16 protein-coding genes are annotated in these 8,389 nt (G+C 40.1%); 4 read left to right on the top strand and 12 right to left on the bottom strand.

Annotated features, from left to right (window positions below; all coding sequences use genetic code 11):
- From ABN256_RS17310 to ABN256_RS17255, 12 genes are all read right to left on the bottom strand, one after another.
- Positions 1-143, bottom strand: a 143-nt coding sequence (locus tag ABN256_RS17310; RefSeq protein WP_349439832.1) for a DUF3310 domain-containing protein, incomplete at its 3' end; no start/stop codon positions are given.
- Positions 144-159: 16 nt separating this feature from the next.
- Positions 160-702 (bottom strand): NUMOD4 motif-containing HNH endonuclease, encoded by a 543-nt coding sequence (locus ABN256_RS17305; RefSeq protein ID WP_161706232.1) that lies wholly within the window; start codon positions 700-702, stop codon positions 160-162.
- Positions 695-1,117, bottom strand: coding sequence for a recombination protein NinB (locus ABN256_RS17300; protein ID WP_161706233.1), 423 nt, complete (start codon positions 1,115-1,117; stop codon positions 695-697). The genes ABN256_RS17305 and ABN256_RS17300 overlap by 8 nt, the downstream gene beginning before the upstream one ends.
- A gap of 157 nt (positions 1,118-1,274) precedes the next feature.
- Complete coding sequence (locus ABN256_RS17295) at positions 1,275-1,532, bottom strand: Lar family restriction alleviation protein (RefSeq protein ID WP_349439830.1); 258 nt, start codon at positions 1,530-1,532, stop codon at positions 1,275-1,277.
- Complete coding sequence (locus ABN256_RS17290; protein ID WP_004247733.1) at positions 1,522-1,695, bottom strand: Lar family restriction alleviation protein; 174 nt, start codon at positions 1,693-1,695, stop codon at positions 1,522-1,524. Before ABN256_RS17290 ends, ABN256_RS17295 begins: the two co-directional genes overlap by 11 nt.
- Entirely contained in the window at positions 1,692-1,919 is a 228-nt protein-coding gene (locus ABN256_RS17285; protein ID WP_241501526.1) for a hypothetical protein, read from the bottom strand. Before ABN256_RS17285 ends, ABN256_RS17290 begins: the two co-directional genes overlap by 4 nt.
- Positions 1,919-2,149 (bottom strand): hypothetical protein, encoded by a 231-nt coding sequence (locus tag ABN256_RS17280; protein WP_349439828.1) that lies wholly within the window; start codon positions 2,147-2,149, stop codon positions 1,919-1,921. Before ABN256_RS17280 ends, ABN256_RS17285 begins: the two co-directional genes overlap by 1 nt.
- A gap of 112 nt (positions 2,150-2,261) precedes the next feature.
- Positions 2,262-2,459 carry a hypothetical protein gene (locus ABN256_RS17275; RefSeq protein WP_349439826.1) on the bottom strand — a complete coding sequence of 66 codons (198 nt, stop codon included), beginning with the start codon at positions 2,457-2,459 and terminating at the stop codon, positions 2,262-2,264.
- Positions 2,456-3,823, bottom strand: a complete 1,368-nt coding sequence (locus tag ABN256_RS17270) for a replicative DNA helicase (protein ID WP_088207255.1) — start codon at positions 3,821-3,823, stop codon at positions 2,456-2,458. The genes ABN256_RS17275 and ABN256_RS17270 overlap by 4 nt, the downstream gene beginning before the upstream one ends.
- Before the next feature lie 3 nt (positions 3,824-3,826).
- A complete protein-coding gene (locus ABN256_RS17265) occupies positions 3,827-4,663 on the bottom strand; it encodes a replication protein (RefSeq protein WP_349439825.1) in 837 nt (278 codons plus the stop codon).
- Between the two features lie 251 nt (positions 4,664-4,914).
- The gene (locus ABN256_RS17260; RefSeq protein WP_196726030.1) at positions 4,915-5,295 is read right to left on the bottom strand and encodes a hypothetical protein; all 381 of its coding nucleotides are present in this window, start codon (positions 5,293-5,295) and stop codon (positions 4,915-4,917) included.
- 133 nt (positions 5,296-5,428) lie between these two features.
- Positions 5,429-5,635, bottom strand: a complete 207-nt coding sequence (locus ABN256_RS17255; protein ID WP_109409553.1) for a helix-turn-helix domain-containing protein — start codon at positions 5,633-5,635, stop codon at positions 5,429-5,431.
- A gap of 98 nt (positions 5,636-5,733) precedes the next feature.
- On the opposite strand from ABN256_RS17255, the gene ABN256_RS17250 reads away from it, so the two are divergent.
- The 4 genes from ABN256_RS17250 (at position 5,734) to ABN256_RS17235 (ending at position 8,378) form a co-directional block, all read left to right on the top strand.
- Positions 5,734-6,408 (top strand): XRE family transcriptional regulator, encoded by a 675-nt coding sequence (locus tag ABN256_RS17250; protein WP_349439824.1) that lies wholly within the window; start codon positions 5,734-5,736, stop codon positions 6,406-6,408.
- A gap of 107 nt (positions 6,409-6,515) precedes the next feature.
- Entirely contained in the window at positions 6,516-7,424 is a 909-nt protein-coding gene (locus ABN256_RS17245; protein ID WP_349439823.1) for a BstA C-terminal domain-containing protein, read from the top strand.
- 334 nt (positions 7,425-7,758) lie between these two features.
- Entirely contained in the window at positions 7,759-8,046 is a 288-nt protein-coding gene (locus tag ABN256_RS17240; RefSeq protein ID WP_349439822.1) for a hypothetical protein, read from the top strand.
- A gap of 14 nt (positions 8,047-8,060) precedes the next feature.
- Positions 8,061-8,378 (top strand): hypothetical protein, encoded by a 318-nt coding sequence (locus ABN256_RS17235; protein ID WP_349439821.1) that lies wholly within the window; start codon positions 8,061-8,063, stop codon positions 8,376-8,378.
- Positions 8,379-8,389 lie beyond the last annotated feature (11 nt).

Here is an 8,389-nt window from a genome sequence, read left to right as displayed (position 1 = left end):
TTTTCGTATCGCCAGACGTACTTTTGGATATTGCCCTTGAGATAGCCTAGAAACGCCTCCTTGGTCATACTGGCTTTTATGGCATCTATGCACTCAATATCACCTGATGCGTAGTGTAGTGGGTTATTTACGTTATCTGTCATTCTTCTTGCTTCCTTTTTAATTCCATGATGCATAGTCCCATACCATTCCCCTATGGGATTTCTGTCTGCCAGTGATTGCGTTATGAACTAGTGATGGATTGCATCCATAGAACCTTGTTGACTGTATTGATGGGTACCAATGTCCAAACCCTTCCCTTGAAATTGATATAACAGGCTTTTTTTGCTTGTCACATAATCCGGTTCTCCATGCATGTTTGTTATTTTCTTCATAGGTACACCATTCGAGATTTTCCACTCGGTTATTTTTCTTGTTTCCATCAATATGATTTACTACTGGAAGATTTTCGGGGTTTGGTATGAATGCCAATGCAACCAGTCTATGCACCAATAAGTGATCGCCTTTTGGTCCAGCTAGCCTGTCGTATTCCCCACCTTTACAAAGACCAAGCACCCTGCCTCTTACTCTTCTGTATGTAAAATTCCTTTTTCTTCCACAAGTTCTAACATCCATGTCTTTACTTTTTACTCGGCCTAAATTACTTACCTGATATCTGTGTTCCATTCCTGGCACATCTTTCCAGATTTCAACCTCACTCATTATCCAGTCTCCTTCTGTGGTAATCGGAATTTTCAGGAATTCTTGTTTTTATTCCACGATCAACGCACCACACCTCCACACGCCTTAGATAAAAAGTCATCTCATCAGCATCCAATAGTTTTGTGGACTTAACCTCACGAACTACACCCATCACGGATATTGTTTTCACTGGACAAAAAAGCTCCTTAAGATACTCGTGTATCTCATCTTTGCTTAAATGCTCAGTAGAAATTTTGTTTACTGCTTTAGATATGTCATCGTTCCACATCCACATGAGTGAATTCTGAGATAATGAACGTTTGTTTTTCCAAGGCTTGATAATGATTCGGTGTGGTTGGTTTGTTGCTAGAACTTCTTTGAGGTGTTGCCATGCGGTATTTTTTGTTGATTCGTGGAAGAGAAAATCTGCTTCCAAGTTACCTCCTGTATTTAATGTTATATCTCCACAGTGTCATGCCACATCGAGAGCAAAAGAAATATGTTCCGTCATTACAGCAGTTTTCTTGCTTTTCGAATTTATGACCGGTAAAAAAACATCTGATTGTTGTGATTGCTGAAATGCTCATTTCTTATCACTCACTGTTAGCTCTCCTATTAAACCTTTGCGCTGAATAATCACGGTCTATCTGCATTAATTCTTCTGGTGTCATGTCATCAGAATTATCGGGGTAAATATCGTTATTGTGGGTAAAAGAGAAATCAGCGCCACAATCAGCATTAGTACATTCGATATGATCACAAAGGTGGTTATCTTCTGGGTTAGGCTCGTTCTCTCCACACCATTTAACTTTACTGCCACACAAAGGGCACTTTTTTAGCTCATTCATCATTAGCTCTCCTGTTCCATGCTTGCTTAGCCTCATCGGCATCTTCATATCCGAACTTATTTGATGGGCAAATAGTGTTAGAGCAGATGACCAAGTGACCCAAATCCTCGAAGTAGTGATATTCACCACGTCCACCACAAAACGGGCATTTCTTGAGTTCGTTCATAACAACGGCTCCCGTAATCCTGTTTTCACATATTTGATATTGTGGGCAACTAAAATCTCCCACTCATCATAATCGTGACCGAAAAAATGACCTCCAGCCCAAGCTCCGTCATTGTCTTGGTCATTCAGTATGAAATCCCATTGCTCATCATTGAGCGCTACAAGCCTGTCGACATTGGCATCGAATACCTGTTGCTTAATCATTCGTGCGAGTGGTGATTCCATCATTCACCCTCTGGCATTGGTGGGAGTGGCATTAGAGCGCTAACTCTGCCTGCCATAAACGCTTCATATCTGCTCTGAATTGATTCTTGCTGGTAATACGTTCCTATTGGGGTTCTTTTTCTGGAGGCTATTAGAAACTCAATTGAGTAACCTGATTTTTTTGAATACCACTTTTCAAACTCTGTTGGATTAGTTCCCTGCATTAGATGCCTCCTCTTAGCGTTTTCCATTCCATCTAAAAATCCTCTTGCTTGTTCCCCCGCAGGAACTTGATTAGTTAATTTTGATATTCGATTTAACGCTTGCTACACGAATGAAATAACGTAGTAACTCAGTATTCATTCACTGCTTTTCAGTCAAATGAAATACCCATGAAAGCAACTTTTCTGAGGTGTTACATGAGGAGATGGATATTTCGTATTGATCTACTTCATTGTCACTTAACTGGAAAACAAAGTGATTGCCTTCAACTTTTAAAATAGAACGCAACACTTCAAGTCTTTCAATAAAATCATCCGTATCTAACTGTTCTAAATTCATACATTTGCTCCTTGAAATCTTCTTTGTTGTGGTCTGCTACTTTGCTGACAGATGCTAGATGCTTGAGCCTGATCGGTGTCAAGAAAGTGGCCATTTTTGAATAATTGATAGACGGTACCCAATTTCCCAAACCGGTTTTTTGTCACAATTATTTCTGCGTAAGCCGCTGCTGGAGAGTTTTCGTTATAGACCGCATCGCGATAAAGCATGATGATGCTATCTGCATCTTGCTCTACGCTTCCTGAGTCTCTTAAATCCGCATTGGTAGGTCGTTTGTTCGGTCTCTTTTCAACATCACGAGATAGCTGACTTAGTGAAATAACGGGCGTTCTGATGTTTTTAGCTAGCCCTTTCAACGTTGCTGAAATATGGGCAATAGCCAAGTCGTTACGCTCTGCGCGAGGCTTCTCAATCAGCCCTAAATAGTCAACCATGATCAACGATAATTCGGGATGACGTTTCTTGTGTCTTGTTGAAATTGCAGTGATTTGTTCAACGGTTAATTTGCTGGCATCGACAACCCAGACATTCAGACCAAGTAAATTACCTGCACCCATAGATACCCTTCCCCAATCTTCGTCACTCATACGAGATGGGTTTCTCAATGCGCTAACAGATAGATTTGCGGATCCTGCAATCTGACGCTCTACGATTTGCTGGGAGTCCATTTCCATGGAGAAAATTAAAACGCCTTTTTTGGTGTCAGATCCGATAACATTTTGAGAGGCAACGCCTTCTGTAATTTTCAGCGCAATTTCTGTCTTACCCATTCCTGGTCGAGCGGCGATAATGACCAAATCAACAGGGTTGATGCCTCCCATAATTTCATCTAATTCGCGGATCCCCGTTTTTAGTGTGTCCGACTCCTCGCCTTTGTTAACACGTTCTTGTAAAACTTCCGTGTAATCTTCGATTAACGATGACACATGGACGGGTGCGATATCACCTTTCGAAGAATGCATATCAGATGCCTGAGCAAGAAAACTCTCCATTGCTTCACTGGCTTGTTCAATAGTTCCGTTTTCAATCACACCTCGCACAGAGTCCATTAACTGGATCATTGCTCTACGATTGTGATTATCGGTCACCATCTTGGCATAGCCTTTTAGATTGGCTGCGCTAGGGCAATCCTTGGCTGTTTGAATGATGTTTGCTAGGTGTTCACTTCCCATTCCTTCAGCAACCATCATCATATCGATGACACCGCGAGACTTGGCTTGTTTTTGAATAACTTGATAGGCTTCTCGATAGAACCTAACTGAAAATGATTCAGGCTCTAAGGTGGCTAAAACATCCGAGGCATCAGGTGTTAACCCTGAAATTAACAAACCGCCAATAACACTTGCTTCAAATTCCGTATTGATCACTTAAAACCCCCTGTCAGCAAATTTACCTTCTCGAACACCCGTCAACGTTGTTTCTCTTAGCAGATAATCAATATCAGCCGTCCAGCCTGTGTCGTTTTCACCAAAATAAAATGGCTTAGCCATTCGCACAAAGGCTCTAACGTAGGCTCGCCAACCATCAACATTTGCCGTTGCAAGGTTTTTGATTATCTTCCTGATCCGTGCTTTACGTTTCTCGTTAGCTTCCACAGCATGAGGTAGTCTGTCACCAACCTCCTCGTTGTAGGCATTGAGATATTCATCGTAGTTAATTGGAGTTGATTTTCTCTTGGTAGGTTTTACTGATTCTCCCCCTTTCACCTCGTGAGGGGTAAGGGGTGTATTACTTTCTTTCTTTTCTTTTGTAATAGTTTCTTTTGTGTTTAGCTGACTTGGCTTATGTGAATTAGCCGTTTTAGCTAATGTTTTATTAGCCGACTTAGCTAATGTTTCGCTAACTTGGCTAATATTGAAATTCCACTCAGTAAAATCTTTGTTAATTCCAATTTTATTACCTGATGAAATAACAATATTCATAGCAATCATTTCATTCTTCGCTTTGCAAACATGAGTATGATGAATGCCTGTCATTTCAGCTATTTGAGTGTTTGTAATACGGTCTAACTTTTTTCCGAAGCCGTATGTCTTTCTGATGATCGCCATAACGACTTTTAGTTGTCTCGCTGTTAAATCTGCACACATAACAGCTTCAAATAGGTCGTTGGCTATTCTTGTGTAACCATCTTCAAGATTTGCCACTGTTGACCTCTCTTGCCGTCGTTGATTACCAAAGTCAGCGTATGCAACATTGCTATTCATCGCTCTTACCTCCTAGTACCTGTTGACGATGTTCAGTGCGTATTTTTGCATCCTCAAGCATTGCTCTTAGACACTTAACACCCTCCTGAGTGACTAGACGATATTCACGAACTCTAGCGTTGTTTTTATGCACAGCACTATGATTAAATCGTTGTTTCATGGTATAATTCCCTTATTCCTAAGCTGTATCAGCAAAAGGAAAGCTCAAAATCAGCTTCCCTTTAATACTGGTTATTGATACAGTGTATTTGTTAGTTGAACAGACCTAATTGTTCTTCTCTAAAGGCCTCAGTCGCTCCAACGATTGAGGCTTTTTCATATGCATGAACTTGAAGTTTTAATCTCGATAGTTCAGCCATATTTTCTAAATAGAGTTTGTAGTCTGATTCTCTGATAACCTTCTCTCCTTCCCTGACAAAACCAACTACGCGACGTGTAGCAAGCATTTCGCATACACCATCAATGGATTGGATTCTTCTTGAGATAGTCGAGTCTGAGCGTGATGTGGCTTGTGCAATTTCTCGCTGATCCCCATCGCGCAATATTTGAAGTGCGTTACTAACTAAATGACGTGTTCTAAATTCAATAGCTCGTTTGTCACGAACTGTTTTGCATGTGTTTCCGTATTCCATTTGTTAAATTCCTTCTTAGATTACTTCCCATATTGGGAACAGCAGTAATGATCCGTGGCTCATTCCATATGAGCGGATTGTTTGCCCCAAGAGTGCCTAGAGCGAGTTAGTGATGTTAAAGAACGAATGATGCTTACTGATAACGTTGCGGATAAAGAATTTCTAATTCAGTTATTTTTCCGCGATAAAAATTTGCTAGTTTTTCTGCTATATCCAAAGATGCTGTCTGAATCCCTCTTTCTAACCTAGAAAGATTTCCAACATCAAAATTTATAGCGCTAGCTACTTCGGATATTGTCAGCTTCTGCTCAAGCCGAACTTTCCTTAATGGTGTTTGCATATCACACTCCTTATTGATGCGCTACACGCATATTAACACACAATAAAATATGCGCAACACGCTTTGTGTTGTGCGCATAAATAAAGTTGAATTAATGTATGAAAATAGGAACAAGAATTCGAGATTTAAGAAAAAAGAAGGGATTAACTATCCTTCAGTTGGCCACCGCAATTAATAGCGATGTGGGTAATATCTCTCGCCTTGAAAGAAATATTCAAGGCTACTCAGAAAATACATTAGTTAAAATAGCTGAAGCTCTCGGAGTGTCAGTAGCTGATTTATTTTCAGAAAATACAACTCAGCCTGATGAAATCGAATATATCGGCGCAGTACCATCAGGAATGGTTCAAGTGCGTGGTGAGGCATTCTTAGGTGTTGATGGTGCCGTTGATATGATCGAGGAGCACAACGGCTGGTTGAAGATATATAGCGATGATAAGGACGCATACGGATTAAAAGTTAAGGGTGACAGTATGTGGCCTCGCATTCAATCTGGTGAGTTTGTTGTTGTCGAGCCAAATACTAGGGTTAGATCTGGTGATGAGGTTTTTGTGCGTACGACTGAAGGTCATAACATGATTAAGATCTGTAACAAGACGAGAGATGGTGACTATCAGTTTACAAGCATTAATAATTCACATAAGCCTATCACTCTATCGCCAGAGCAAGTTGATACCATGCATTATGTATCGGCTATCGTTAAGCCTACAAAATATATTGATAGCTGTGAGCGTGAGACAAAATTAAGCCTTGTTCCTCCATTAGTTGAGTAGTCACAATGGCCTGACGACACGTTTTAGGGTGTGGCACATTATTTCCTGAGCTGACCACACAGAGGATGTTATTAATTTCATTTGTATATCATAAGGATAGGTAAAAAATGACTGGAAGTGCCCACCAGATTGAAATTCAACTATTCCCCGTGAAAGAGGTTGAGGTTAATGGCGTGCATATGGGGGTGCTGAATGATGGCTCCCCATTCTTATCTCTGCGAGGTCTCGCAAAGCTCTGCGGAGTGAACCATACAACCCTGTTACCCCTAACAACTAATTGGCTGGAAGAACAAACTAAGCCAAGGGGTAAAAAAATAAAAGAAATATTGTCTGAACATAATTATAAATCAGATAAGTTGTATACAGTTATAAGCACAGGTGGCAATTGGGATTCCCATGCATATCCTGACGCTGTATGCATGGCAATACTAGAATACTATGCATTTGACGCCACACAAGGTGATAACACTATAGCAGCCAGAAACTATAGGTTAATGGCTAGACAAACCCTTCGTACTTACATATTTAAAAGTGTAGGAATAGATCCTGATAACCCTGTTGTAGGAGCATGGAAGTGCTTTCAAGATAGAATAAAATTAAACGACTCTATACCTGCTGGGTATTTTTCTGTGTTTAGGGAAATGGTAGATATTACAGTTCCTTTGATTAGCGCAGGATTTGAGTTAAATGAAAAAAATATTATAGACATAAGTGCTGGATCTAGATGGGCTCGTTATTGGAAAAAGAATGAATTTACAAAAACTTATGGCGAGATTTTAAAATATCCTCACGTCTACCCAGAATGGTTCCCACAAAGAAGGGCTGGACCCGTGGATGCCAATATTTATCCTGAGACTGCTCTTCACGAATTCAGAAAATGGTTGCGCGATCATTATGTACCAGGCGGATTAAAGGATTACTTAGCTGATAAAGTTGAAGCAAAAGCAATTGAAAGCAAAAAAGCTATAGAGGTATTAGAACTACTAAAAAAACCAGAACTCCCAAATAAAAAGTAACCTTCCATCAGCCCTCCACGCGAGGGCTTTTTTGTGCTCTCCCCCCTCCAAAGAAGTGATCTGCATTCCAATCTGAGATTTATTTGAAAATAAATTCCTTTTAAATATCAAAGCAATAAGAAATATTCTTCTCACGCATTTATTTAAATGCAAATATGCGCTTGACGCATTTGCGCATAATGCATATTATTATCTCATCAACGGCAAGGAGCCAAAGGTAAACGGATTTAGTTCTTTAACAATTAGGAAAAAATGATTCAGGCATTCTTGAATCACCACTGAGTGGTTTTTGGTGAGCAATAAATCTCAACCAAAGATCACTTAGGAGGCAAATATGGCAACGATAAAAGTCATTGAAAGAAGTAATTACTCTCAACGTAGATATGAGCGCAGGGCTGAGTTCCTAGCTCGTAAACGTGAAGAGATAAAAACTCCAAGTCGCTCAGTGGAAGAAATATGGGATTCAATATTTGGCGTTGAGAAACCAGAACGCCCTGTTCTCTCTCTCAAACCAACAAAGCATTATCCAAGTGGAGATAACTGTTGCTTACCTAATGTAGCAGTATTTTCAGGAGTTAAAACAAAACAGCCGAGCAGTGAGTTCGGGGTTACGGCGAGATAAATAGGAGAAGTAAGATGAAATTTGAAGATTTAACAGAAGCGTCTCAAGAATCGGCTCGTGCGGCTTTATCAACCATGCTAGTTGATAGTTATCGACGCAATTTTAAATTAACTAGTGATGATATTTTAGAATTAGGTCATAGAGTTAGAAGGGCATTTGTTACCTTGGAAAGTGAAGAGCCTAAAGCTGAATTATGCTCTGGATCGGGCATGTGTAGTGACTTGTATCCTGACACCTCGTTAAGTGTTGGAGGGCTTGGCATTCAGCAAGGTCATGGAATTGCTATGAGTGGAGATAAAGCAAATCAGTTAAGAAAAAAAGGAATGCTTTAGTTAACTAATTA

Origin of the sequence: Proteus sp. fly-1008 (assembly GCF_040140305.1) — a bacterium.
GTDB lineage: Bacteria > Pseudomonadota > Gammaproteobacteria > Enterobacterales > Enterobacteriaceae > Proteus > Proteus vulgaris_B.
This window is presented reverse-complemented; position numbering and strand designations above follow the sequence as displayed.